The 23,959-nt window shown below is 44.1% G+C and carries 24 protein-coding genes; 11 read left to right on the top strand and 13 right to left on the bottom strand.

Features of this window, described 5'->3' with window-relative positions:
- The first annotated feature begins 8 nt into the window (after nt 1–8).
- From ABXS78_RS02255 to ABXS78_RS02245, 3 genes are all read left to right on the top strand, one after another.
- Nucleotides 9–1,010, top strand: coding sequence for a LacI family DNA-binding transcriptional regulator (locus ABXS78_RS02255; protein WP_366248747.1), 1,002 nt, complete (start codon nt 9–11; stop codon nt 1,008–1,010).
- A 118-nt stretch (nt 1,011–1,128) separates the two neighbouring features.
- Nucleotides 1,129–2,595: a sucrose-6-phosphate hydrolase gene (locus ABXS78_RS02250; RefSeq protein WP_366248746.1), complete on the top strand. Its 1,467-nt coding sequence runs from the start codon at nt 1,129–1,131 to the stop codon at nt 2,593–2,595.
- A gap of 27 nt (nt 2,596–2,622) precedes the next feature.
- Nucleotides 2,623–4,014 (top strand): sucrose-specific PTS transporter subunit IIBC, encoded by a 1,392-nt coding sequence (locus ABXS78_RS02245; protein ID WP_366248745.1) that lies wholly within the window; start codon nt 2,623–2,625, stop codon nt 4,012–4,014.
- Between the two features lie 71 nt (nt 4,015–4,085).
- Here ABXS78_RS02245 and ABXS78_RS02240 read toward each other — a convergent pair whose 3' ends face one another.
- The 4 genes from ABXS78_RS02240 to ABXS78_RS02225 all read right to left on the bottom strand — a co-directional run bounded on the left by ABXS78_RS02240 (nt 4,086) and on the right by ABXS78_RS02225 (nt 8,430).
- Nucleotides 4,086–4,388: a DUF1232 domain-containing protein gene (locus ABXS78_RS02240; RefSeq protein ID WP_366248744.1), complete on the bottom strand. Its 303-nt coding sequence runs from the start codon at nt 4,386–4,388 to the stop codon at nt 4,086–4,088.
- 109 nt (nt 4,389–4,497) lie between these two features.
- The gene (gene typA, locus ABXS78_RS02235; RefSeq protein WP_095224043.1) at nt 4,498–6,324 is read right to left on the bottom strand and encodes a translational GTPase TypA; all 1,827 of its coding nucleotides are present in this window, start codon (nt 6,322–6,324) and stop codon (nt 4,498–4,500) included.
- A gap of 100 nt (nt 6,325–6,424) precedes the next feature.
- Nucleotides 6,425–7,741: a HAMP domain-containing sensor histidine kinase gene (locus ABXS78_RS02230; RefSeq protein ID WP_366248743.1), complete on the bottom strand. Its 1,317-nt coding sequence runs from the start codon at nt 7,739–7,741 to the stop codon at nt 6,425–6,427.
- Entirely contained in the window at nt 7,738–8,430 is a 693-nt protein-coding gene (locus ABXS78_RS02225; RefSeq protein ID WP_366248742.1) for a response regulator transcription factor, read from the bottom strand. Before ABXS78_RS02225 ends, ABXS78_RS02230 begins: the two co-directional genes overlap by 4 nt.
- Nucleotides 8,431–8,609: 179 nt before the next feature.
- Here ABXS78_RS02225 and ABXS78_RS02220 point away from each other — a divergent pair, with 179 nt between their 5' ends.
- The 3 genes from ABXS78_RS02220 to ABXS78_RS02210 all read left to right on the top strand — a co-directional run bounded on the left by ABXS78_RS02220 (nt 8,610) and on the right by ABXS78_RS02210 (nt 12,217).
- Nucleotides 8,610–9,998 carry a trypsin-like peptidase domain-containing protein gene (locus tag ABXS78_RS02220; RefSeq protein WP_366248741.1) on the top strand — a complete coding sequence of 463 codons (1,389 nt, stop codon included), beginning with the start codon at nt 8,610–8,612 and terminating at the stop codon, nt 9,996–9,998.
- 181 nt (nt 9,999–10,179) lie between these two features.
- A complete protein-coding gene (locus ABXS78_RS02215) occupies nt 10,180–10,626 on the top strand; it encodes an NUDIX domain-containing protein (protein ID WP_366248740.1) in 447 nt (148 codons plus the stop codon).
- A gap of 40 nt (nt 10,627–10,666) precedes the next feature.
- The gene (locus ABXS78_RS02210) at nt 10,667–12,217 is read left to right on the top strand and encodes a glycosyltransferase (RefSeq protein ID WP_366248739.1); all 1,551 of its coding nucleotides are present in this window, start codon (nt 10,667–10,669) and stop codon (nt 12,215–12,217) included.
- Here the strand turns inward: ABXS78_RS02210 and ABXS78_RS02205 are convergent.
- Together ABXS78_RS02205 and ABXS78_RS02200 are read right to left on the bottom strand one after the other, a co-directional pair.
- Nucleotides 12,183–12,851, bottom strand: coding sequence for a class I SAM-dependent methyltransferase (locus ABXS78_RS02205; protein WP_366248738.1), 669 nt, complete (start codon nt 12,849–12,851; stop codon nt 12,183–12,185). The genes ABXS78_RS02210 and ABXS78_RS02205 overlap by 35 nt on opposite strands.
- Nucleotides 12,852–12,966: 115 nt before the next feature.
- A complete protein-coding gene (locus ABXS78_RS02200; RefSeq protein WP_366248737.1) occupies nt 12,967–13,680 on the bottom strand; it encodes a yteA family sporulation protein in 714 nt (237 codons plus the stop codon).
- Between the two features lie 106 nt (nt 13,681–13,786).
- Here ABXS78_RS02200 and ABXS78_RS02195 point away from each other — a divergent pair, with 106 nt between their 5' ends.
- On the top strand, nt 13,787–14,452 hold the full coding sequence (locus tag ABXS78_RS02195) for a Type 1 glutamine amidotransferase-like domain-containing protein (RefSeq protein WP_366248736.1): 666 nt from the start codon (nt 13,787–13,789) through the stop codon (nt 14,450–14,452).
- A gap of 18 nt (nt 14,453–14,470) precedes the next feature.
- On the opposite strand, the gene ABXS78_RS02190 is transcribed toward ABXS78_RS02195, so the two are convergent.
- The gene (locus ABXS78_RS02190; protein WP_366248735.1) at nt 14,471–16,687 is read right to left on the bottom strand and encodes a ribonucleoside-diphosphate reductase subunit alpha; all 2,217 of its coding nucleotides are present in this window, start codon (nt 16,685–16,687) and stop codon (nt 14,471–14,473) included.
- 480 nt (nt 16,688–17,167) lie between these two features.
- On the opposite strand from ABXS78_RS02190, the gene ABXS78_RS02185 reads away from it, so the two are divergent.
- A complete protein-coding gene (locus tag ABXS78_RS02185) occupies nt 17,168–18,046 on the top strand; it encodes an NAD(P)-dependent oxidoreductase (RefSeq protein ID WP_366248734.1) in 879 nt (292 codons plus the stop codon).
- Nucleotides 18,047–18,072: 26 nt separating this feature from the next.
- Here ABXS78_RS02185 and ABXS78_RS02180 read toward each other — a convergent pair whose 3' ends face one another.
- From ABXS78_RS02180 to ABXS78_RS02165, 4 genes are all read right to left on the bottom strand, one after another.
- Nucleotides 18,073–18,975: an AEC family transporter gene (locus ABXS78_RS02180; protein WP_366248733.1), complete on the bottom strand. Its 903-nt coding sequence runs from the start codon at nt 18,973–18,975 to the stop codon at nt 18,073–18,075.
- 19 nt (nt 18,976–18,994) lie between these two features.
- A complete protein-coding gene (locus ABXS78_RS02175) occupies nt 18,995–19,570 on the bottom strand; it encodes a xanthine phosphoribosyltransferase (protein WP_366248732.1) in 576 nt (191 codons plus the stop codon).
- The gene (locus ABXS78_RS02170; protein ID WP_095224031.1) at nt 19,571–19,876 is read right to left on the bottom strand and encodes a hypothetical protein; all 306 of its coding nucleotides are present in this window, start codon (nt 19,874–19,876) and stop codon (nt 19,571–19,573) included.
- 81 nt (nt 19,877–19,957) lie between these two features.
- Nucleotides 19,958–20,155, bottom strand: coding sequence for a cold shock domain-containing protein (locus ABXS78_RS02165; RefSeq protein WP_038558067.1), 198 nt, complete (start codon nt 20,153–20,155; stop codon nt 19,958–19,960).
- Nucleotides 20,156–20,617: 462 nt separating this feature from the next.
- On the opposite strand from ABXS78_RS02165, the gene corA reads away from it, so the two are divergent.
- On the top strand, nt 20,618–21,586 hold the full coding sequence (gene corA, locus ABXS78_RS02160; RefSeq protein WP_095224030.1) for a magnesium/cobalt transporter CorA: 969 nt from the start codon (nt 20,618–20,620) through the stop codon (nt 21,584–21,586).
- A gap of 116 nt (nt 21,587–21,702) precedes the next feature.
- Complete coding sequence (locus tag ABXS78_RS02155) at nt 21,703–22,662, top strand: rhodanese-related sulfurtransferase (RefSeq protein ID WP_366248731.1); 960 nt, start codon at nt 21,703–21,705, stop codon at nt 22,660–22,662.
- A gap of 25 nt (nt 22,663–22,687) precedes the next feature.
- Here ABXS78_RS02155 and ABXS78_RS02150 read toward each other — a convergent pair whose 3' ends face one another.
- The gene (locus ABXS78_RS02150; protein ID WP_366248730.1) at nt 22,688–23,056 is read right to left on the bottom strand and encodes a VOC family protein; all 369 of its coding nucleotides are present in this window, start codon (nt 23,054–23,056) and stop codon (nt 22,688–22,690) included.
- Between the two features lie 105 nt (nt 23,057–23,161).
- Between ABXS78_RS02150 and ABXS78_RS02145 the strand changes: the two genes are divergently transcribed.
- The gene (locus tag ABXS78_RS02145) at nt 23,162–23,650 is read left to right on the top strand and encodes a glutathione peroxidase (protein ID WP_366248729.1); all 489 of its coding nucleotides are present in this window, start codon (nt 23,162–23,164) and stop codon (nt 23,648–23,650) included.
- Nucleotides 23,651–23,714: 64 nt separating this feature from the next.
- Here the strand turns inward: ABXS78_RS02145 and ABXS78_RS02140 are convergent, their stop codons facing one another.
- Entirely contained in the window at nt 23,715–23,918 is a 204-nt protein-coding gene (locus tag ABXS78_RS02140; protein WP_366248728.1) for a hypothetical protein, read from the bottom strand.
- Between the last annotated feature and the right edge of the window lie 41 nt (nt 23,919–23,959).

The raw sequence follows: 23,959 nt of genomic DNA, 5'->3' as shown, positions 1-23,959 counted from the left end.
GAAAATCAATGCTTTTTGAAAGGAACAAAGAGATGAAGACTATAGCGGATATTGCAGATCTGGCTGGAGTTTCAAAAAGTACGGTATCTCGCTATTTGAATGGCGGCTCTGTCAGTACAGCTACAAAGAAAAGGCTGGAACGTATTATAAACGAACAAAATTATGTACCAAATACATTTGCCCAAAGTCTGAAGGCTAAGAAAACTGCTATGGTCGGTATCATCGTACCTCGTCTGGATTCCTTTGCAGCCTCTCATACAATGATGGGGATTGATGAATCCTTACGCAGGCAGGGCTATCAATTACTGATTGCAAGTGCCAATCAAGAGGTCAGCCGGGAAATTGAAGCGATTCACAACTTTGCCAGACAGAAGGTCGCAGGCATCATCCTCATGTCTACACAAATTACCACTGAACACTTACAAGCTATAAAAGAAGCAAGTATACCAATTCTGCTGGTAGGTCAGCAGCATCCTTTACTCCCGAGCTTGATACATGACGATTATGAAGCAGGAAAGATGATGGGTGAATTTGTTGTAAAGCAAGGGCATCGTCAAATAATTTACCTCGGCGTTACAGAAAGTGATATTGCAGTGGGAATCGAACGGAAACGCGGTTTCCGCGAGGCACTGGAACATTATGACTGCCATGCTGATTATCTGGAAACAAGCTTCCGGATGCAAGATGCGATGGTGCTGGCACAAAGCTTCCTTTCCAAAACGGAAGCTACCTTGATTGTCGGAGCAACCGATAACATCGCCTTGGGTATAATCAAAGCAGCACATCAACTTAACCTTCGAATTCCTGCCGATATTTCAATTGCCGGATTTGGAGGTTATGATACAGCAGAGATTGTCACACCAGCTTTGACTACGGTTAAATACGATTACCTAGACGCTGGCAAAAAAGCAGGTGAAAAAATTGTAGAGCTTATCGAGGATGAATACTGCGAGAACCTCACCACCTACCCTGTGCAATTAATAAGACGTGAAAGCGTTGACATAATATAAGACACAGTATATGCTATTACCAAAGAAACCGGTTCCATTACTTACGGACCTAAATCTTTGGTTTTTTTTCACCTTGTTTGGAACCGGTTCCGAAAATCGTTATGAAAGTGGTGATAACATGACAAATGCAGATAAATACCGCCTATTATCGGAGGCTGCCCCTGATGAATTGGAGAAACTGGCGGAGAAGGTTAATGCCTCTCCTTGGAGACAGCATTATCATATTCAGCCTCCTACCGGATTATTGAACGATCCAAATGGATTTGGGTATTACAATGACCGATACCATCTCTTTTACCAGTGGCACCCATTTGGTCCCGTCCATGGAATGAAGTACTGGTATCATGTAACATCGACAGATTTGGTTCATTGGAAGGATATGGGGATTGGAATAGAACCCGGAGGGCAGTATGATTCACATGGCGCATACTCGGGCAGTGCCTTGGCTGAGGATGAAAAGCTCTACCTCTTTTACACCGGAAATACAAGGGATAAAGACTGGGTGAGGCATCCCTATCAATGTCTTGCAGTGATGGATCAAGAGGGGCATATCACAAAACAAGACGCCCCAATCATCGATGCTCCCCCTCAAGGCTACACCGCCCATTTCCGCGATCCTAAAGTGTGGAAAGCAGATGACCGCTACTATGCTGTTTTAGGAGCACAGCGGCTGAATAAGACGGGATGTGTGCTGATTTATAAATCAGCTGATTTGCATACTTGGTCATTCATCGGGGAGCTGAAAACATCCCTTGCTGATTTCGGATATATGTGGGAATGCCCTGATTATTTTGAGTTAGGAGAAAAAGGTGTCCTTCTCTTTTGTCCACAAGGATTACCAGCAGAAGAGAATCGTTTTGAAAATATCCATCAGGCGGGTTTCTTGATAGGAGAACCCATTGATCCAGAAGTACCTAACTTTCAGCATGGCAGTTTCATGGAAATGGATAGAGGATTCGATTTTTACGCTTCGCAAACCACCCTTTCACCAGATGGGAAGCGCATCCTCATTGGCTGGATGGGACTTCCCGATACTGATTATCCAACAGATATGCATGGCTGGGCACATTGCCTTACGCTGCCGAGAGAACTTACCATCAAAGATGGCATACTGCTGCAGCGACCTGTCAAAGAAGTGGAACTGCTTCGAAAAGATAAAAACACTGCTTCCCATACAGTACACAATACTAAAATCCAGCTCGAAGAAATACATGGATCTTCTTATGAATTGATTTGCGAACTGTGTATGGAAGGTGCTGCAAAAGCCGGAATTTCATTTCGAACTGGAGTTACGGAAGAAACGCTGCTTTATTATGACGCAGTTTCTAAGTATCTTGTCTTGGACCGAACACGGTCAGGTGCGGCGATGAAAAATGGCAATGGAAGCATTCGACGTTATGCACTAGATGCAACAAAAATAACACTCAGATTGTTTGTCGATCAATCCTCGGTTGAAATTTTCATCAATGACGGAGAAGCCGTCATGACCGCCAGGATATTCCCAGCAAAGGATAGTAACGGTGTTGCCTTCTTTACCGAAGGAGGAAATGCAACATTTAACGCAGTGCAGTGGCTATATAGATAAATTTTACTCTTGAAAGGGTGATATATAATGACTGATAACAGGAAAATTGCTGAGGAAGTCATCAACGCCATTGGAGGAAAAGAGAACATTTCCTCTATAGCTCATTGTGCAACTCGCCTTCGAATCGTTGTACATGATAAAGAGAGGATTGACAAGGAGAACGTTGAAAGTATAGATAAGGTTAAAGGTGCATTTTTTAACTCTGGGCAATATCAAATCATATTTGGAACCGGCACCGTAAACAAAATCTATGATGAGCTTCAGGCACTTGGTATTGACGGTGCATCTGTACAGGAAGTAAAGCAAGCTGGTAAAAAGGAAGGTTCTGCTTTCCAACGGGCAATCCGGACTTTCGGGGATGTCTTCGTACCGATTATCCCAGTCCTCGTAGCAACTGGATTATTTATGGGGCTGCGCGGTCTGCTGACACAGGATCAAATTCTCCACCTATTCGGCTTGGCTCCAGCAGATATACCCGCAAATTTCCTTTTATTTACACAAGTTCTGACTGATACTGCATTTGCCTTTCTGCCCGCATTAGTCGCTTGGTCATCTTTTAAAGTATTTGGCGGAAGCCCTGTTTTAGGTATTGTATTAGGTCTGATGCTTGTTAATCCTGCCTTACCCAATGCCTATGAAGTAGCAAATGGATCTGCAGAAGCTATCACTCTATTTGGTTTTATACCTGTTGTAGGCTATCAAGGATCTGTACTGCCTGCATTCTTCATCGGACTGATTGGTGCAAAATTAGAAAGAGCATTACGCCGTCGCATAACGGAAGCACTTGATTTGATTCTTACCCCCTTCCTTACATTGACTATCATGATTACACTAGGACTGTTTGCAATTGGTCCAATCTTTCATTCTCTCGAGGATCTTGTCTTGACTGGGACATTGGCTGTATTGGATTTACCATTCGGGATTGCGGGATTATTGATCGGTTCTCTCAATCAGCTCGTTGTAGTCACAGGTGTGCATCACATTTTCAACTTCCTGGAGATACAGCTATTGGAGAATCGCGGAATGAATCCTTTCAATGCAATCATTACATGCGGTATGGCTGCGCAAGGCGCTGCTTGTCTTGCAGTTGGTCTAAAGACAAAGGATGCTAAATTGAAAGCGTTAGCATTGCCATCTTCTTTCTCAGCATTTCTTGGTATATCGGAACCCGCTATTTTTGGTATCAATTTAAGATTCATAAAGCCTTTTATCATGGGATTGATTGGCGGAGGTGTTGGAGGTTTCCTTGCATCCCTACTCGATTTAGCTGGAACAGGAATGAGTATCACTGTCATACCAGGCACCCTGCTCTATTTGAATAGTCAGCTTCCTTTTTATATCCTGATAAACTTGGTTGCTATGGCAGTAGCATTCACGCTTACTTGGATGTTTGGTTATAAAGATCCGAAGAGATTGTAAAGCAGACATCCTATTTCTATGACATGAGCCGGCCCCCTGGAATAAAAAAAGGCGCCCTACTGGGCGCTTTATTATATATTTATAACCTTATTGTCGTTTCGGTCAGCATTAAACTTATCTTTCAAATGTGCTGGTGCCATTTTAATGATGAGCTGCAGGATGAATGTTGCAACTGCTAGGTCATCCACGATACCAATTCCGATTAGAAAATCAGGTATCAAGTCAAATGGGAAGACAAAGTACAGGACAATCAATGCAACGGCTGTCACTTTCTTAGCTGCTGCCACATCTTTAGCTGTGAAGAAAGCTTTCAGAAATGGAATCGATTTGCGGAAATTGAACAGAAAACGGAGCCTGCTCCATAGTCTGGTCATATCATCCTTCCTTTCTGCCCCAAATAGAGCTATTTCCCATTTTAAGGTATAAGTGACTTTTTCACAACTTATAAGCAAAAAAGCCCAGCAATTTATGCTGGGCTTTTTATTATGCTTTTTTCTTTTTCGTTGCTTTTTCACGTTCGTTCTTGTTAAGGATTTTCTTACGAAGACGGATGGATTCCGGTGTTACTTCGCAATACTCATCATCGTTCAAGTACTCGATCGCCTCTTCAAGAGACAAGTCGCGTGTTTTACGAATTGTGGAAGTTTGGTCTTTGTTTGCTGAACGTACGTTAGTCAGGTGTTTTTCCACAGTGATGTTAACTGTAAGGTCGTTATCACGGCTGTGCTCCCCAACGATCATACCTGCATATACATCTGTACCAGGAGCTACGAAGATGATACCGCGATCTTCAAGCTTCATGATACCGTAAGTAGATGCTTTACCTTGTTCAAGAGCTACAAGTACACCTTTTGCTCTTCCGCCAACCTGTCCAGCAATGACAGGCTCATACCCATCAAATGTGTGGTTCAGGATACCGAATCCGCGTGTTTGGGACATGAACTCTGTAGAGTAACCGATCAATCCACGGGAAGGTACACGGAACTCAAGACGAACTTGACCGTTGCCTTGGTTGATCATGTCGACCATTTCCCCTTTACGGGAACCTAAGGATTCCATAACTGCTCCTGTGTATTCTTCCGGTACGTCTGCTTGTACGCGTTCAACCGGTTCACACATTTTGCCGTCGATTTCCTTAAGGATTACCTGTGGTTTGGACAATTGAAGCTCATAGCCTTCACGGCGCATGTTCTCAATCAAGATGGAAAGGTGAAGCTCTCCGCGTCCGGAAACTGTCCAAGCATCAGGAGAATCAGTTGGATCTACACGTAGACTTACATCTGTCTCAAGCTGGTTAAGCAAACGTTCTTCGATTTTACGGGAAGTGATGTATTTACCTTCTTTACCCGCAAACGGACTGTTGTTTACTAGGAATGTCATTTGCAATGTTGGTTCATCAATACGTGGAACCGGCAATGCTTCTTGAGCATTTACTGAGCAGACAGTCTCTCCAACGTTAATGTCCTCAAGACCAGCAACGGCAACGATGTCACCAGCTTTTGCTTCTGTGATTTCAATTCGTTTCAAACCGATGAAACCGAATAGTTTTGTAATACGGAAGTTCTTCACGGAACCGTCTTTCTTCATCAGGGCGACCTGATCGCCGACTTTAACGGAACCACGGAAGATACGACCAACACCAATACGGCCAAGGAAGTCGTTGTAATCCAAGATAGTAACCTGGAATTGCAAGCCTTCATCAGAGTTATCGATTGGAGCAGGGATGTTATCCATGATCGTTTTGAAGATGGCATCCATTGATTCCACTTGTCCATCTGGCTCTTCACCGGAAGTACCGTTCAATGCTGACGCATAGACAACTGGGAATTCAAGCTGGTCATCATCCGCACCAAGCTCGATGAATAGATCAAGTACTTCATCGATAACATGCTCAGGACGTGCACTCGGTTTGTCGATTTTGTTTACGACTACAACCGGAGTAAGCTTTTGCTCCAAAGCTTTTTTCAATACGAAACGAGTCTGGGGCATTGCGCCTTCGTAAGCATCCACGACAAGTAAAACGCCATCTACCATTTTCAGTACGCGCTCTACCTCACCACCGAAATCGGCGTGTCCTGGTGTATCCAATATATTAATACGTGTATCGTTATAATTAATCGCAGTGTTTTTCGCTAAGATTGTGATTCCGCGCTCTTTTTCCAAGTCGTTGGAATCCATTGCGCGCTCATCCACGTGCTCATTATCACGGAAAGTACCAGAATATTTCAGCAACTGGTCAACCAAAGTCGTTTTCCCGTGGTCAACGTGGGCAATAATCGCGATATTGCGAATATCTTCTCTTAATTGCATGTATACATGTCTCCTCTTCTTCATGTAATCCTATCCGACTACAACCTGTTAATTATACCACAGTTCATGCGCGGCACAATAGGATAGGCAAACATTAACATTATAATATTATCGTAAAGCTTGCTCCGCCTAAGTCTGACTCCCCTGCCCGAATGATCCCATTATGCCGTTCAACGATCGCACGGGAGATCGCAAGGCCAAGTCCGGTTTCTCCGCCTTCACCTTTAACAAAACGCTGGAACATATTTGGCAGCAAGTCCTCCGAAATGCCCGGTCCATCATCATTAATGGTGATTTCGACTTGCCGGATAGTGCTTGGCTGAACAGAGATATGCACTTGACTGCCAGCATGGCGGATTGCATTGGACGTTATATTCATCATTGCCCGAAGAAGTTTCTCTTTATCCCCATTAATCACAATTGCAGGCAGTTTATTGTAGGTAAGTTGAATATTCTTGTCGCTTGCAATCGGCAAGGCACGGTCTATCGTCAAATTGACCAGTTCTTTTATCTCTATTTGCTCTTCTTTATAAATACCTTCCTCGCTGTCGAGCTTAGCTAGAAGGATCATCTCATTAATCAGCTGTTTTAAACGCTTGATCTCGGAAACAACGACCTCAAGGCCATGCTCCTGATCCTTGCCTGTGAAGACGCCATCTTTAATACCTTCCGCATAGCCTTGAATCGTCATAAGCGGTGTTTTCAGTTCATGGCTGGCATTTTGGAAGAATTGACGCTGAGAGGTAATATAACGATTCAATTCTTTAGCCATCTCAATCGCGCTTTGCTCTACTTCTTTGATTTCACCACTTGCTTTTACAGATTCAATATTATCGAATTCGCGCCGCTGAATTTTTTTCAGCTGGTACTTCAATTCTGTCAAAGGTTTTACAAGTCGCTGTGTCAGGTAAGTGCTGATCAGAATAGCTATCATGACACCGATTAGAAATACAAGGAAAATACGCTGGAAAAAGCTTTCTTGCACTTCTTCTAATTCGCGAATCGGACGTAGGATGACCATATTCTGATTTTCACCAGTTGCTATGGATTTGACTACATAACTGTTTCGATTCTCCTGCCAGATGGTATTTTTTTTAGTTGGAGCAGTATCATATTTTTCAGCAAATCTTTCCGCGTCTAACCGCACAAGGTTGGTATAGGTAACTTCCTCTGCTTCTTCATCATAGAGGAACATTTTGAGATCTAGATTATTAAGCATATTGTCCAGTGAGGTAGCAGGAATTGAATCTACACCACTGATTGCTGTGAGTAGAATTTGACCACTTTCCTCTAATTGCCGAGTCTCATTGGTAACAAGCAAACCCTTTAGCTGTGAATACAACGTAATAGCTGTGAATCCCATCACAATAATAAGCAAAGTCGTAAAGGCAATGTTCAGTTGTGTTTTCAGTCTCATGCTTCGCTCATTCTGAACCGGTATCCAAAGCCCCAAACCGTTTCAATCGGAATGCCGTCCATTTTCTTGCGGAGTCGTTTTACTAAATCATCTACAGCACGATCACTGCCGAAATAATCTTCTCCCCACACTTGTGTAAGCAATTCATCACGTGAAAAGGCTCGGTTCGGATTCTGCACAAGGATGACTAACATTTCGAATTCTTTCGCTGTCACTTCTACTTCTGCTTCATGCCAGTAAACACGCCGTTCTCCTAATTGCAGCTGCAAGTCCCCCGCTTGGAGATCCATTTGTTTAGCCGGCTGTGGTTCCTGGTTTGTTTTGGGGTTCCATCTCTTAAATAAACGTTTCACACGCGCAACCAATTCCCTAGGGCTGAAAGGTTTGGTCAGGTAATCATCTCCGCCAAGCTCCAAGCCGAGGATTCTGTCGATTTCTTCATCCTTCGCAGAAATGATGATGATCGGCACTTCGCTCGTTTGACGGATTTTGTTGCAAAGTGCGTATCCATCCATTCCCGGAAGCATGATATCCATGATCCACATGTCCGGCGTTTCTTTATCCGCAATCTCAAGCGCAAGCTCTGCAGTTTCCGCCACGCTGATTTGATAGCCCTCCTTTTTCAGATAAGCTTCTACTATATTTCTTATATTTTTATCGTCTTCGACAACGATTATATGATGTGACATTTGATCGTACTCCTTTCCTCTCTACGGTTATTTTCCCACAAAATCGCAAAAAGAAAAGACTTTCCTGCTATTTGTCCATTCCACATATTTTACATAATTGCTCCGAAAAGATGCCAAATCCAGACAGTAGAATGAGTAGTATAGAACGACGAACACACAACACGAAAGAGGTGCCTTACATGAACAGAGACAATGACAAACCATACAATGAGTATCCAGATGATCAGCACTCTTCTTCATATGAACAGGAAAACTCCTACCCGGATGAAACGAATAAAGGTTCCGAGACTGAAGAAGAATCTCCGAAATACAGCCAAGCGATTCAAGTAGATGAACCAATCAATCAGCCGCAGCAGCCGAAACAAAAAGGCAAGGTATGGACAAGCTTCGTCAGCGGAATTGCAGGCGGGGTTTTAGTTCTTGCAATCGTTGCAGTGCTTGTATTCACAAATGTCATATCCTTTGGTTCCAATGCAGCAAGCCCGGCAACTATGGGAACGAACAATACATCAACAACAAAATCAAGTAACCAGGCATTGGCTACACAAACAAGTACGGAAAATCTGACCAATGCTATACAGGACGCTTCTGCGGCGGTAGTAGGAGTAGAGAATCTGCAGCAGGCTGATTTATTCTCCGAATCCGAGGAAGCTGGATCTGGATCAGGCGTCATCTATAAAAAAGAAGGTGGCAAAGCATACGTTGTGACCAACCATCACGTTGTCGACGGAGCATCCAGCTTGGAAGTAACCCTTTCCAACGGACAGAAGGAAAAAGCAACCTTGCTGGGATCTGATGAAATCAGCGACTTAGCTGTATTGGAAATTGACGGAACAAATGTAGATCAGGTAGCCACATTCGGTACTTCGGATGATCTGACAGTCGGACAGCAAGCGATTGCGATCGGTAACCCATTAGGTGCTGAATTTGCAGGTTCTGTGACGCAAGGTATCATCAGCGGACTGGATCGTTCTGTAGCGGTAGATTCCAATAATGATGGTACAGAGGACTGGGTAACAGAAGTATTACAAACAGATGCTGCTATTAACCCTGGTAACAGCGGTGGTGCCTTGATAAATGCAAACGGTGAAATCATCGGTATCAACTCTATGAAGATTGCCCAAGAAGAAGTCGAGGGTATTGGTTTTGCTATTCCGATTGATGTAGCTAAACCAATCATCAATCAACTTGAATCTACAGGCAAAGTTGAACGTCCTTACATCGGTATCGGCGCAGTCAGCCTCGATCAAGTACCGCAAGTAAATGCGCAGCAAACGTTGAACCTTCCTGAAGACGTGACTCAAGGTGTTGTGCTTGCTCAGGTAGTGGAAAGCTCTCCGGCAGCAGATGCTGGTCTGCAGCAATACGATGTTGTTACGAAAATCGACGACCAGGACATTACGAGCATGGTCGACTTACGCTCTTACCTGTATTCCGATAAAAATATCGGCGACGAAGTAACTGTTACGTATTACCGTGACGGAAACAAAGAAACAACGAAACTTACATTAGCGAAGGAACAAACAACACAGTCAGATCAATCTACACAACAACAGCAGCAACAATAACAATAAGCGTTGCTTATTGATCAGATAGATGACGGCCGCACCCTTAACAAAAACATGATATCCCCAAAATGTCATTTTGCGGTCGACTACGCTCCCCCCAGAGCTTACACAAAAAAGCGATCACCCAACTGCACAGGTGACCGCTTTTTTTGTATATAATCATGAATGGAGGCGGAATAATTTGGTTGATAAAGTTCTAGCTTACATCCTATCCAACCGTAATAATACCTATCACATGCTCGTCCATGAACACATGGATTTCCCCGAGGCAGGGTTACAGATTCCAGGAGGTACAGTCGCCCCCGGTGAAAACTTGTTAACCGCATTGCATAGAGAGATCTTCGAAGAGTCTGGATTGCGTGATTTGCCTGATGGTGAATTGGTCGCTAGTGCACCATTCCTCCATCCAGACAAGCACGAGCTCCAGCACCGGCATTTCTTTTTGATACTAATAAAGCAGCAGCTACCTGACGCATGGGATCATCGTGTCTTTGGAAATGGAGCTGATAACGGATTGGTCTTCCGTTATCGGTGGTACGATATCCAATCCGTTCCGCCGTTAGCAGCCTCACAGGATCAGTTCCTGCATGTGGTTAGAGTAACTATACAGGCACATCCACGCTCTTAAAAGATATATTATTAACAGACTACATAAAGGAGCATGGTGCATGCAAACCGTATTGATCGGCACAACTGTAAAACAAGACCCCGACATATTAGCTGCCTATTTGGATTCCCTCAACAGACTGCAAACAACAGAATCATCGATTTTCTACTGCTTCATCGATGATAATGATGATCCAAAATCGAGCTCCTTACTTTCCGCTTTCGCTGCAGAACATGATGCTGTCATCCTCCCATCCGAAACCACAGATTCCTATCAGAAGGATGAACACACCCACTACTGGACAGAAGCTCTTATTTGGAAAGTGGCAGCACTGAAGAATAAAATCATTTCCTATGCGGTCGAGCAGAAAATGGATTATATCTTTTTTGTCGATTCCGATATTGTACTCCACCCGGCCACATTGGAAAAATTACTAGCCAGTCAAAAAGATATCATTTCCTGTATTTTCTGGACCCAATGGCAGCCTGGCACGCAGGCTCTTCCCCAAGTCTGGTTAATGGATGAATATGAACAATTCACCCACCACCGCGGCGAATCTTTATCGGATACAGAACGTGCAGCACGGCACCAGGAATTTCTGGAACAGATGCGGAAACCAGGAACATATGAAGTAGGAGGATTGGGTGCTTGTACTCTTATCACCAGGGAAGCTTTAAATAAGGGAGTCCATTTCGGGGAAATACCTAATCTCTCCTTTTGGGGAGAAGATCGCCACTTTTGTATTCGTGCAGCAGCACTCGGCATCTCGCTATTTGTCGATACACATTACCCTGCCTTTCACCTTTACCGCAAGACGGATCTTGCAAAGCTCCCTGCATTCAGATGGGAGCATAACTGGCCTGGGCATAACTATCGCATTACGAAGGATACCAGTAATACCCTCACTCTATCCATGATTGTCAAAAATGAATCCGGACGCTATCTAGAGCGTTCGCTGCGATCTTCTCTTCCCGCAGTTGATCAGGCCGTCATCATTGATGATCATAGTACAGATAATACAGCAGCCATTTGCCGGAAGCTTTGCAGGGAGTATGACGTTCCGCTGACATTGATCGAAAATCCCCAGTCCGGATTCAGCAACGAAATAGAGCTGCGGAAACAGCAGTGGCAGGCAACAATTGCAGCGGAACCTGATTGGATTCTGAATCTCGATGCGGATGAAGTACTGGATAACGTTTTCCTCAAAGAAAAAGACCAGCTGCTGAATCAAGCTGATCTCGATCTTTATTCATTCCGCTTATTCGATTTCTGGGATGAAGAGCGTTACCGGGAGGATCAGTACTGGCAAGCACATCTATTTTACCGTCCATTCCTGCTGCGCTATCAGCCCGTATTTCCATATGAATGGCGGGAAACACCTGTTCATTGCGGTCGCTTCCCGGAAAATATCTTTCAGCTGCCGAATGGCATCAGCAACGTCCGTATCAAGCATTTTGGCTGGGCCAGAGCGGAGGATCGCATACGAAAATACGAACGCTATCGCCAGCAGGATCCAGAAGCAATCTATGGCCAGAAGGCGCAATATGAAAGCATTTTGGATCCTGATCCGAAGTTAATCAAGTGGAAGGAGGTTTCTTCTTTCGAAAGATAGCTCGGTAGCAATACAGTCGTCCCCACTGATCATTGAATAGCGCATCTGCAGGCATTTCCGATTCAACTGGTCCGGCATATTCAAAGCCCCCAAGCTCCGCCAATGTTTCTAGAATACTAATATCGACTGTTGGATAGTCGAATGTCATGATGACATAACCGTCCGGTTTCAAAATACGGCTGAATTGCTCCCAAGCACGTTTTTGCACGCTAACATCCAGGTGCTCCATCACCGAGATACAGAAGATTTTATCGAAAAATGCATCCTCATAGGGCAATGATGTCAGATTAGCTTCAGCACGATGGATATTCCGGAGCAGGTCTTCAGGTAAACGCGCCGTTTCCTCCGGGCCAAAATCCTTGGTCACATCCTCCAGAATCGCCTGATCATCTGTAATCCTGCTATCTATATCACATGCATATACTGTTTTAGCTGAAGCTGCTAAATGAAACTTAAACGGATGGCTGATTCCTGATGCAGCATCCAATACGATATCATCCGCTTCTACAAAAGAAGCCGCCCATCCATATTCATAGCTGCGGCTCCACCAAGCATCCGGTAATTTAAGCACAAAATCGCGTTCCTTACGATCATCATGCTTGAAAAATCTTGAAGTCCATGCTTCTGTCAACATGCTTCAACCCCTTTATTAGAATACGTAGCTTGTAGTACAACGTATTCCGCCGGATAAGCATGTATGCAAGTTTCTATGTACAGCAAAAGAGCTGGGCAAGTGTGCCCAGCTCTTTTTACTCGTCATAGAGAATGGATTTAACGTCTGCATCCTCCAGATAATCCTCATACTTCTCATGATCCTCGTTTACTCCATCAAACTTCCCATCCATGTCGGCAAGCAGGAAATTCTCGATATCCTGTGCTCCGCCCACCTCTTCATCGGAATTTACAGCCATATAATCATAATCTTTTTCTGTATTGACGAAATCGGAAGGCGTTTCGGATGAGCCATACGCTTGCAGATCCTGCAAGGCATCCTCTCCATCATAGAAATTATGCTCCGTGTCTTCTTCGTCATCTTTTCCTTCCAAATCTTCGAGACGAGGATGGATGACAGCTTCCTCGGCTGGGCGGTCATGCAGTGTCATTCTCTGCGGCTTGTACTCCACAAGCGTTTCTGCTGTCGGCATCGCCAGCAGACGTTCTTCCGGAATCTGTTTTCCTGATTTCATACAAATCCCAAAGGATCCATCTTCTATTCTTTTCAGGGCAGCTTGGACGTCCTTCATCTCCTGCTCCAGATGATCATTCAGCGCGATATCCTTCTCCCGCTCATATAGCTCCGTTGCTGTATCTCCAGGGTGATTATCATAGTTGCTCAGCTCACCCATAGCATCCTTTGTGTAGGACATCTCGACACCAAAATGGTCCTTCAGCGCCTGTTTCAATTCCTGCAAACGATTCTCAAGCATTTCTTTACAGGCATTCAATGTCTCTTGTCTGACCATGCACTTTCCTCCTGTTCATTTCCTGCTGTCAGTAGTATGTGACATAAAACCCATCTCTATTAAGACGGGACATATTGTATAATCAGGAAAATGGAGGCGATACTTTATGCAAACCAGAAGACTGTACCTGCTCGGAGGAAATACCTCGCAGGAAGAAGCGAATGTCCACTTTGCCAAAGCAGCAGGCGGGGAAAGCGCTCATATCGCATTATTGATTGTATATCGAAAAGGCTGGGAAGCATTCCTGCCCCGTTATACAAGTCACTGGATTGCCCAAGGAGTTCATGAGAGCAATGTATCCGTGATCGTACCGAATGAAAAAGGTGAATTGGATATAGCAAAATCGGCTGAGATTATCACAAGTGCTACAGGCATTTTCATTGGAGGCGGTCATTCGGAAACATACTATAGCATCTACACCAAACAACCATTCAAGGGGCTGTTAAGAGAAAAATATGCTGCAGGTACACCGCTGGCTGGCAATAGCGCGGGAGCATTGCTTATGCCTGAAACCGTCCTGCTGTCCCCACACGATACGGACAATAACCGCGCTTGGAGCGGACCTGGACTCGGCATTCTTTCTAATCAGCTAATCAGTGTCCATTTTTCTCAATGGCAGGATGAGCCGAATATCCTTGCCGGTCTTCATCAACACGACATCCCTTTCGGGTATGGCATAGATGAGGATGCCTGTTTATATTTAGAGAACGAGAAGCCAGCAGCAGTCTTCGGAAATGAACAAGTCAAGCGCATAGAAAAAGGGACCCTGTAAAACAAGGTCCCTTTTGTATTAGTTGGATGTAGAACGCAAATAATAAGATGTCTTAATACCAGAATCCCAAACAGCAATATGCAAATCAAGCAATTCTTTTGCTTTGATGGAATTCGGAACATACATATTGAAAGAAATCGCCTGATCGATATGCTTTTGGCGCGCTGCATTTTGCTTCACGCTCCACTGCTGATCGATTTCATAAGCGGATTTATAGAAGCGATCTGTTTCTTCATTCAAATCAGGTGCAGTAACCGGAATTTTATAGTCCTTCTTCTCTTCAGAATAGAACTTACTGAAGATCGGATCTGTCGTAGCTGTGCTTCCTGCAATCAATGCAGTAGAAGAGTTCGGCGCTACCGCCATCAAGTACGCGTTACGCATACCATTCTCTTTCACCTGCTCCTGCAGGCCTTTCCAGTCTAGTTCGGAATCGCCGGTTGTGTAGCCTTTATTATCAAAATAGCTTCCATCTGCCCAGTCGGAACCTTCGAAAACAGGGTAAACACCTTTTTCCTTCGCAATTTCCATGCTGGATCGAATTGTCAGGTAAGCAATTTTCTCATAAAGTTCATCTGCATACGCTACAGCTTCATCACTTTCCCAATCGATTTGTTTCAATGCAAGCAAGTGATGCCATCCAAACGTTCCTAGTCCAATAGCACGGTATTTCTGGTTTGTGATCTGAGCTTGCAAAACAGGAATTGTATTCAAATCAATAACATTGTCCAGCATACGAACCTGAATCGGAATCAGGCGTTCCAGGACATCTTCTGTAACTGCCTTAGCCAAAGAGATGGAGGACAGGTTACACACAACGAAGTCACCCGGTTCTTTTGTAATGATGATTTTACCATCTTGAGTGACTTGTTCTGTCATGATAGTCGGGCTTTGGTTTTGCATGATTTCCGTACAGAGGTTACTGGAATAAATCATACCAGCATGCTTATTGGCATTCTGACGGTTTACTTCATCCCGGTAGAACATGAACGGTCCGCCCGTTTCCAGCTGGCTGCGCAGGATACGTTTCATCACATTGATAGCTGGAATCTCTTCCTTATGCAGGTCTGGATTCTCTACACAAGCCCAGTACTTCTCACGGAAGGAACCATCGCCTCTAGTCTCATCATAGAAATCTTCCAAAGAAAAGCCCATGACACGTCGAACTTCATGCGGATCGAATAGATACCAATTACCGCGAGATTGTACTTGTTCCATGAAGATATCTGGCAGGCAGACACCAGTGAACAAATCATGTGTACGCTGACGCTCATCACCGTTATTCAGCTTCGCGTCAAGGAATGGGAAGATGTCTTTATGCCAAATATCAAGATATGTGGCAATCGCACCTTTACGCTGACCAAGCTGGTCCACACTAACTGCAGTATTGTTAAGCTGTTTCATCCAAGGAAGCACACCAGAAGATGCACCTTCGAACCCTTTGATCGCACTGCCTCGGCTGCGGATCTTACCTAGATAAACACCGATACCGCCTCCGTTTTTTGAAAGGTTGGCGATGTCTGTATTGCTGTCGAAGATTCCTTGCAGGCTGTCATCGACTGTATCAATGAAGCAGCTGGAAAGCTGACCATAACTCTTACCTGAGTTAGACAATGTTGGTGTAGCGACTGTCATATAAAGATTGCTTAATGCCCAGTAAGCTTCTGTTACAAGCTCTTTGCGCGTTTCCTTAGGCTCTTTGCTCATGACTGTCATTGCGATGATCATGAATCTCTCCTGCGGAAGCTCATATGTTCCGCCTTTATGGTCGGTCGCAAGATAACGATCTGCCAGCGTACGCAGACCGATGTATGTGAACAGTCCGTCTTTCTTGTAGTCGATCAAGCTATGGAAATGATTGATTTCCTCTTCACTGTATGTGTCGAGAAGGAATTTGTTATAGATACCGATCTCAGTCAATTGCTGAATCAAGCTGTAGAATGATCCGTATTTCTCTTCGAAATTGTAACCTCGGTTTTGTGATGCTTGGAAATAAAGCTGTTCAAGATACAGGCTGGCAGCGATGTATGTCCATTGCGGCTCTTCTTCATCCAGCTGTGACAAGCCTTCCAATATAAGTTGGTTCAACCACTCTTTATCTGATGACCAAGCCTTCTGATCCATCAGGCGTTCACCATATTGAATCAGATGTTTTGCATCAGCTTCTGCAAAGCGTGATTCGAGCACGGCTGCCACATGCTCTTTCCAATTGACTGTTTGTGTCGTATCTAACATGTTGAAACTTCCTCCTCCAAAATACAGGTGTAATTGTAAGTACTTCTTTCCCCTAAACGCACAAAGTGAGCAACTACCAGGAAACTGTCTCTTCTGTCTGTCCTACTAGATACAGTAGTAACATAGATCAGAATCGACAAATAAAAAGTGTCTGAGAACACTGTCTATCAAGCAAATGAAGCGATTTCTTCATCTACTATCGATACCCGGCTTGCTCGCCTTCGAAACTATATATAGTGTTTAATTATGTCTTCACTAACAAGATGTTGTATAAATGACTTTACCATATATCCATAACTCTTTCAATCTCTATCTTTTTCAACTGCCTCATTTCACAATCTGTCGCAAAAAAGAAACTGCCGTCTTTCGAGGTTTTTCGCTGTCGAAAAATTGTTTGTGATTTTTCATGATTCTATCACCAGTACTCGACATTCCTGAAGCTTAAAGGTACGATAAAAGTGCATGCTAAGGAGGGATTATATGGGAACTATCAAGAAAGTAGGATTCATCGGCACAGGCGTTATGGGAAAAAGCATGAGTCGCAATTTGATGCAGGCAGGCTTTGAACTGGCGGTCTATACGCGAACGAAAGCGAAAGCAGAAGAATTGATTGATGCTGGAGCAGTTTGGCACGATACACCTGCAAGCCTCGCTGCCAGTGTGGATGCAGTAATTACGATGGTTGGCTACCCTAGCGATGTTCGGGAAGTCTACTTTGGCGAAAACGGCATTATTCATCACGCACGCCCGGGCACCTATGTAATTGATATGACGACCTCGAAGCCAGCTCTTGCAGAGGAAATCCATACTGAAGCAAAAGATAATGGTATCTTCGCATTGGATGCTCCTGTCTCAGGAGGAGATATTGGCGCGCAGAACGGAAAACTAGCCATCATGGTCGGCGGTGAAGCAGATGCGTTTCAAGCTGTCCTCCCAGTGTTCGAAGCAATGGGTGAAAACATCATCCTCCAAGGACCTGCCGGTTTCGGACAGCATACGAAGCTGATCAATCAGGTAACCATTGCGAGCAATATGGTCGGCGTTTGTGAAGCGATCGCGTATGCAGAGCACGCAGGCATGGACCCATCCAAGGTGCTCCAGTCAATAACGACAGGCGCTGCCGGCAGCTTCAGCTTGAGCAACCTTGCTCCCCGGATGATCAAAGGAGATTATGACCCTGGTTTCTATGTGAAACATTTCATCAAGGACATGAAACTCGCTCTGGAAGCAGCTAAGGAAATGGGTATGACAACACCTGGACTGGAACTAAGCCTCTCCTTATATGAACGTCTTGCCGAAAATGGCGATGAGGATCTCGGCACGCAAGCCCTAATAAAACTGTTTACAAAGAAAGCATAAGAAAAGAGGCCAGGAAACTGGCCTCTTTATATTAATACATACAATAAAACAGGTAAGGTAATTAGACTGAGCAACGTACTGATCAGTGTTGTACTCGATACATAAGCAGGTTTAGCGCCAAATTCGAGTGCGTAAAGAGTCGTATTCGCCGCTGTCGGCATTGCGGCGACCAAAATCATGATTTGTTTGACCATGTCATCTACTGGCAGGATCAGTGTGAATAAATATGCGATCGCCGGTGAGATAAGCAGCTTCAGGACAAGCGCATAAGTAAGACGTTCATATTCAAAGGATTTCAATGAGATATTAGCAAGCTGCATACCAAGCACGATCATTACTGTAGGGATTGCCGCATCAGCCACAAGGTGGACAGCTTCAGTAATTGGACCGCTAAGCGGGACGGATAACAACTGGAACAATACACCAAGTATCGCTCCGTAGATAATTGGTATTTTCAAGACGGAAAGGAACGTAGCACGAGGCGACAGTACAGCCCCTCCACCTTTGGCAGCAATAAAGACGCCGATCGTCACCATGACGAGCTGCTGCAGTACAAGCAGGATAACCGCATAATCGAAGCCCGCTGCACCGAACACGAATAAGACAAGCGGCGTTCCGTAATTGCCATTGTTCATAAATGAGGCGCCAAGCATCAAGCTATAAGTATCCTGGCGGTCATATCCGCGCAAAAGACTGATTACATAGCAGATCAGCACCAGCGCCAGACAAATACCGACAACAAAAACAGCCAAATAAATATAATCAGCACTTAGACGATTTTCATAGAACGTTTGGAAAGCCAATACAGGGGACAGCAGATAAACCGACATCTTCGAAATGCTTCGGATGTCGAATTTCAAAAGCTTCTGTCCAACAAAACCAAGAAGAAAAATACCGAAGATTGGCAATAAGGTCAATATGTAAGTCACAAACTATCATCCTATCAAGTTATGAGTTCAAAAATTCTATTTTCCCTTCACCTATGCGTGCAATACGGGCAAGGGATACTACTTCAATACCTAGTTCCTCCAGGCGAGTTCTACCTCTTTGAAAGCTTTTCTCGATGACAATCCCGATACCAGCAACAGTGGCACCAGCTTGATTAAGAATACTGATTAAACCGGCTGCTGCTTCTCCGTTTGCAAGAAAGTCATCGATAATCAGCACGTGATCCTCCGGTGATAATCTATCCTTAGAGATCGTCACATCTGAATGCACTTGCTTTGTGAACGAATAGACAGATTCCACATAAACATCACCTTTCATTGTCAGTGACTTCTGTTTTTTTGCATACACTACCGGCACGTTGAAAGCAAGGCCAGCCATTAGCGCTGGAGCAATGCCGCCCGCTTCAATCGTCACGATTTTCGTCACAGACTTGTGCTGGAATTGACGACGGAACTCCTTGCCGATTTGATATAAAAGGGCAGTGTCCATTTCATGATTCAAAAAGCTATCTACTTTAACGATTGTATCCCCGATAATCGTTCCTCTTTCTTGAATTGCTTTTTGGAGCAGTTCCATCTATCGATTCCCCTTTCTCTCTTCTGCTGCAGATGCGACAACAAATGCCAAGTCATCATTACCAAAGAACTGCAGCACCTCCATTACCATCTCGTCTGAAATATCAGAGGCTTCTTCCTTAGGCAGGACTTCTTCCAAAGCTTCTTTCAGCGCATCATTTTTACCTTGGTTCGGGTAGGCTTGTTCGTATAGAGTAACAGCATCCAGATCTTGATTTGTACACCATTGTGCGAAGATTCGGATCATCAACCGTTCATCTTCCTGGTATTTTTCAATGATCTTCCTCGATAGCTCATCTTGACTCATCGGCGCTCATCTCTCCTTAAAAATGATAAAAGACGCATCCTGGAAAATTCCAGAATGCGCCTCTGTCGTCATTGTATGAAATTACAGACGAGTTACGTTAGCAGCTTGTGGGCCGCGGTTGCCTTCAACGATTTCGAATTCAACTTCTTGACCTTCGTCAAGAGTTTTGAAACCTTCAGATTGGATAGCAGAGAAGTGTACGAATACGTCGTCTCCGTCCTCTCTTTCGATGAAACCAAAACCTTTGTCTGCGTTAAACCATTTTACTTTTCCAGTCATTTAAATGACCTCCTTACAATAGAAGTACAAAAGTACAGGTATTGAATCGTTATACCTTTACACCACTTATTGTGAAAGAGATCGTAAAGATTTATTCAACCGTACCGTTTCCTTTTGCTACTTAAGAGTACCTTTTTTTGAACAAGAATGCAAGTCAATTCCAACTTTTTCTCCAAATTAAGTTAATAATGAGCCCTACGAACTATAAGAACGCTTTCATATAGAGTATTACTAACAGAATCCGCTTACATGGCAACGCATATATACCCGTGACTATTGTCACGGTTTTTGCTCCAAAATTCGACAAACACACGTATTCACTTCCAGTTTACCCGCCATGTCCAACTTCCATACCCTCTTGCAGAAAGATATATTCCTGTTGACAGTCCTTACCCCTTTTTTTATAGTGACTATAGCTTACGAACATTGTGAAAGAATAAACGTAACGAAAGGAGTGGCAATATGATTAAGACGTATCTTTATGATCATCATAATGACATGATGCATACAAATATTTCTTTGAAAGACAGTAATCGTCATTTGGAGGATCCTGACAATCTGCTGTGGATCGATGCCTATGATGTACAGTCTCACGAACTGCATGAACTTGCCGGGATATTCGATTTCCATCCGTTGGCAATTGAAGACTGCCTTCATGACAGCCCCCGCGCTAAGGTAGATGATTATGATGCATACAAATTTTTCGTCTTCCATGCCCTGCGTTACAACGAGGAAAGTGATAATGAAATCACGACGCTCGAACTGAATGTTTTCCTGGGACCGAATTATGTCGTGACCATCCACAAGCATAAGCTTCGCTGGCTCGGCCAGATGGATGCTATCTGTTCCCGTTCTTCCCGATACATGAATCAAGGATCTGACTTCCTTCTCTATGCACTCGCTGACGGCATCACGGATGAATACTTCCCTGTCTTGGACCGTATCGGAATCCGGATCGAGGAACTGGAAGATGAAATGTATAGTGAAGGCGTGAAAGAAGTAACGGAGGAATTCCTTGCCCTAAAACGGACGATCATCCTGATCAGAAGGGTGATTCTGCCGCAGCGGCGCATTTTCCTGAATGTGAATGGCAAGTGGAAATTCGATATCAAAGAAGAAAATGTGCCCTTCTATACCGATCTTATTGATCACCTGGAACGTATTGTTGACTCTACCGAAACCTTCCGTGATTTGGTAAACAGTGCCCTGGATACGTATTATTCCATCATCAGTGCCAAATCAACGGAGAAGCTGAATGTCTTGACGATTATCTCGACAGTCATGCTTCCGCTTACGTTCGTTACTGGGTTCTTCGGGATGAATTTGCCGATACCCTTTGCAGACAGTCCCTGGACGACAGCTGGCGTAAGCGTACTACTTGTACTGATCACTTTCGGCATGTGGCATTATTTCAAGAACAAGCTATTTTAAAATTCCATTTGTACTGGACTTCTTTTCGTGTTAAAATATTTGATTGCAAGAGTATGAATAACGACATAACGCCTAATTTTGTATCTTGCAAATATAAATGACAGGTGGAAAAAATAATGAGTGATTATCGAGTATTACTGTATTACAACTATGTAGATATTGAAGATCCCGAAGCTTTCGCCAAAGAACATCTGAAGGAATGTAAGGAACTAGGTCTTAAAGGCCGCATCCTTGTAGCTAAAGAAGGTATCAATGGTACTTGCTCTGGAACGATTGAACAAACACAAGCATATATGGATATGATGCACGCGAAACCAGGTTTTGAAGATATGGTCTTCAAAATCGACGAAGCGGATGGACATGCTTTCAAGAAAATGCATGTACGCCATCGCCCTGAATTGGTGACGCTGCGTCTTGAAGATGATATAGATCCTCGTGAGGTGACAGGTAATTACCTATCTCCTAAAGAATTTTACGAAGCGATGCAAGACGAGAACACTGTCGTTCTAGATGCACGGAATGATTATGAATATGATCTTGGTCACTTCCGCGGTGCAATCCGTCCTGATATAGAAACATTCCGTGACCTTCCAAACTGGGTCCGCGAAAACAAAGATATCTTAGAAGGCAAACGCGTTTTGACTTACTGCACAGGCGGTATCCGCTGTGAGAAGTTCTCCGGCTGGCTCGTGCGCGAAGGTTTTGAGGATGTCGGTCAATTACATGGCGGTATTGCCACTTACGGAAAAGATCCTGAAGTACAAGGCAAGCTTTGGGACGGTCGTATGTACGTATTCGATACCCGCATTTCCGTGCCGATCAACCAAACAGAACACGTTATCGTTGCCAAAGATTATTTCGATGGACAGCCTTGTGAACGTTATGTTAATTGTGCAGATCCTTCCTGCAACCGCCAGATTATCTGCTCTGAAGAAAATGAGCACAAATATCTTCGCGGCTGCTCCGACAGCTGCCGCCGTTCTCCTCGTAATATGTACGTTGCAGAACACGGCTTGACTGAAGAAGAAGTGGAAGCTCGCCTAGCGAAATTAGAAAACGAAACAGTAGCAAACTAAAAAGAACCCCCCAGGGGTTCTTTTTTTAATGCCATTCCAAAAATTCCAATCTGTTTCCGAAAGGGTCATTCACATAAATTCGATCAGCACCTGGCAAGTCAGCATCATCGATAAAATCCACATGGTGTTCATCCAGATGACGTCTGAGAGACAGCAGCCCCTCTACTTCAAAAGCAGGATGGGCTTTTCGTGCTGGTGAAAAAGGTTCTTCTACACCCATATGAACAATAATATCGTTGCAATTGAACCAAACACCGCCTCTTGCTCGCAAGTTAGCTGGTTTTTCAATTTCTTCAAACCCGAAGACCTCCACAAAAAACTCCCTTGCTTGCTCTTCGCTGCCGCTTGGACAAGCAAGCTGGACATGATCAAATCGCTTTAGGAAAAACTCCATCGAAACAACCCCCTTTTTCTACATTCTACCATTAAGGAACTGATTGTTATCGGTTCTTTTCTGTTTATGCTACATTGGGAGTACAGACAAGAGGAGGAGAACGACATGACGGTCTACGATTATTCTGCTGTTACGATAGATGGAAAAGAAGTCAGTTTAAAGGATTACGCTGGCAAGGTGCTCGTCATCGTGAATACCGCAAGCAAATGCGGTTTTGCACCTCAGTTGGAACAGCTTCAAGAATTATATAAAGATTATCAGGACAATGGTCTCGTGATATTAGGTTTCCCATGCAACCAATTTATGAACCAGGAACCCGGCAGCAGTGAACAAATTGCCGCTGTATGTCAGCGAAACTACGGCGTAAGCTTTCCGATGTTCGATAAGGTAAAGGTGAATGGACCAGATGCCCACCCACTTTATAAGCATTTGACCAGCCAGGCCGGCGGACTATTCTCCAAGAGTATCAAATGGAACTTCACAAAGTTTCTCGTAGATGCTGATGGAAATGTCGTCGAGCGATTTGCGCCGCAGACCAGTCCGATGGATATGAAGCCTGCAATCGAAAAACTGCTCATGCAGCCTAGCAGTTGATGTCTAAAGACACATCTGCTTTTTCTTTTACCTATAAAAAAACCTGCATCTACTTGATGCAGGTTCATTCTTCCGGATCTGAATTGGAGGCTTGCTTTGTACGATGTTTGTGCTTATCATCCTGAAGATCTCGCTCCACTTCATCCACAGGCACATCGTCTACCAGCATATCTTGTTTATTCTCAAGCTGCTCTTCCCGATTCTCACTTTCCGCTTTGGAGAAGCCATGTTTATCTTTATCACCTTTAGCACCGTTTTTCTGGACCATTAGTTCCCCTCCTTTATCCTTTGTAAGCCCTTTCCCTTTCT

Source organism: Terribacillus aidingensis, from assembly GCF_040703035.1.
Lineage (GTDB): Bacteria > Bacillota > Bacilli > Bacillales > Amphibacillaceae > Terribacillus.
The sequence above is the reverse complement of the archived record's forward strand: the minus strand, read 5'-3'. Positions and strand labels throughout refer to the sequence as shown.

Coding starts and splice junctions, on each gene's coding strand:
- ABXS78_RS02165 (WP_038558067.1), bottom strand. CDS start 20,155: ATGACTGGAAAAGTAAAATGGTTTAACGCAGACAAAGGTTTTGGTTTC.
- ABXS78_RS02210 (WP_366248739.1), top strand. CDS start 10,667: ATGCAAACCGTATTGATCGGCACAACTGTAAAACAAGACCCCGACATA.
- ABXS78_RS02150 (WP_366248730.1), bottom strand. CDS start 23,056: ATGGAGTTTTTCCTAAAGCGATTTGATCATGTCCAGCTTGCTTGTCCA.
- ABXS78_RS02230 (WP_366248743.1), bottom strand. CDS start 7,741: ATGAGACTGAAAACACAACTGAACATTGCCTTTACGACTTTGCTTATT.
- ABXS78_RS02190 (WP_366248735.1), bottom strand. CDS start 16,687: ATGTTAGATACGACACAAACAGTCAATTGGAAAGAGCATGTGGCAGCC.
- ABXS78_RS02175 (WP_366248732.1), bottom strand. CDS start 19,570: ATGGAACTGCTCCAAAAAGCAATTCAAGAAAGAGGAACGATTATCGGG.
- ABXS78_RS02205 (WP_366248738.1), bottom strand. CDS start 12,851: ATGTTGACAGAAGCATGGACTTCAAGATTTTTCAAGCATGATGATCGT.
- ABXS78_RS02220 (WP_366248741.1), top strand. CDS start 8,610: ATGAACAGAGACAATGACAAACCATACAATGAGTATCCAGATGATCAG.
- typA (WP_095224043.1), bottom strand. CDS start 6,324: ATGCAATTAAGAGAAGATATTCGCAATATCGCGATTATTGCCCACGTT.
- ABXS78_RS02155 (WP_366248731.1), top strand. CDS start 21,703: ATGAGTGATTATCGAGTATTACTGTATTACAACTATGTAGATATTGAA.
- ABXS78_RS02255 (WP_366248747.1), top strand. CDS start 9: ATGCTTTTTGAAAGGAACAAAGAGATGAAGACTATAGCGGATATTGCA.
- ABXS78_RS02170 (WP_095224031.1), bottom strand. CDS start 19,876: ATGAGTCAAGATGAGCTATCGAGGAAGATCATTGAAAAATACCAGGAA.
- ABXS78_RS02250 (WP_366248746.1), top strand. CDS start 1,129: ATGACAAATGCAGATAAATACCGCCTATTATCGGAGGCTGCCCCTGAT.
- ABXS78_RS02145 (WP_366248729.1), top strand. CDS start 23,162: ATGACGGTCTACGATTATTCTGCTGTTACGATAGATGGAAAAGAAGTC.
- ABXS78_RS02140 (WP_366248728.1), bottom strand. CDS start 23,918: ATGGTCCAGAAAAACGGTGCTAAAGGTGATAAAGATAAACATGGCTTC.
- ABXS78_RS02195 (WP_366248736.1), top strand. CDS start 13,787: ATGCAAACCAGAAGACTGTACCTGCTCGGAGGAAATACCTCGCAGGAA.
- corA (WP_095224030.1), top strand. CDS start 20,618: ATGATTAAGACGTATCTTTATGATCATCATAATGACATGATGCATACA.
- ABXS78_RS02240 (WP_366248744.1), bottom strand. CDS start 4,388: ATGACCAGACTATGGAGCAGGCTCCGTTTTCTGTTCAATTTCCGCAAA.
- ABXS78_RS02225 (WP_366248742.1), bottom strand. CDS start 8,430: ATGTCACATCATATAATCGTTGTCGAAGACGATAAAAATATAAGAAAT.
- ABXS78_RS02245 (WP_366248745.1), top strand. CDS start 2,623: ATGACTGATAACAGGAAAATTGCTGAGGAAGTCATCAACGCCATTGGA.
- ABXS78_RS02200 (WP_366248737.1), bottom strand. CDS start 13,680: ATGGTCAGACAAGAGACATTGAATGCCTGTAAAGAAATGCTTGAGAAT.
- ABXS78_RS02185 (WP_366248734.1), top strand. CDS start 17,168: ATGGGAACTATCAAGAAAGTAGGATTCATCGGCACAGGCGTTATGGGA.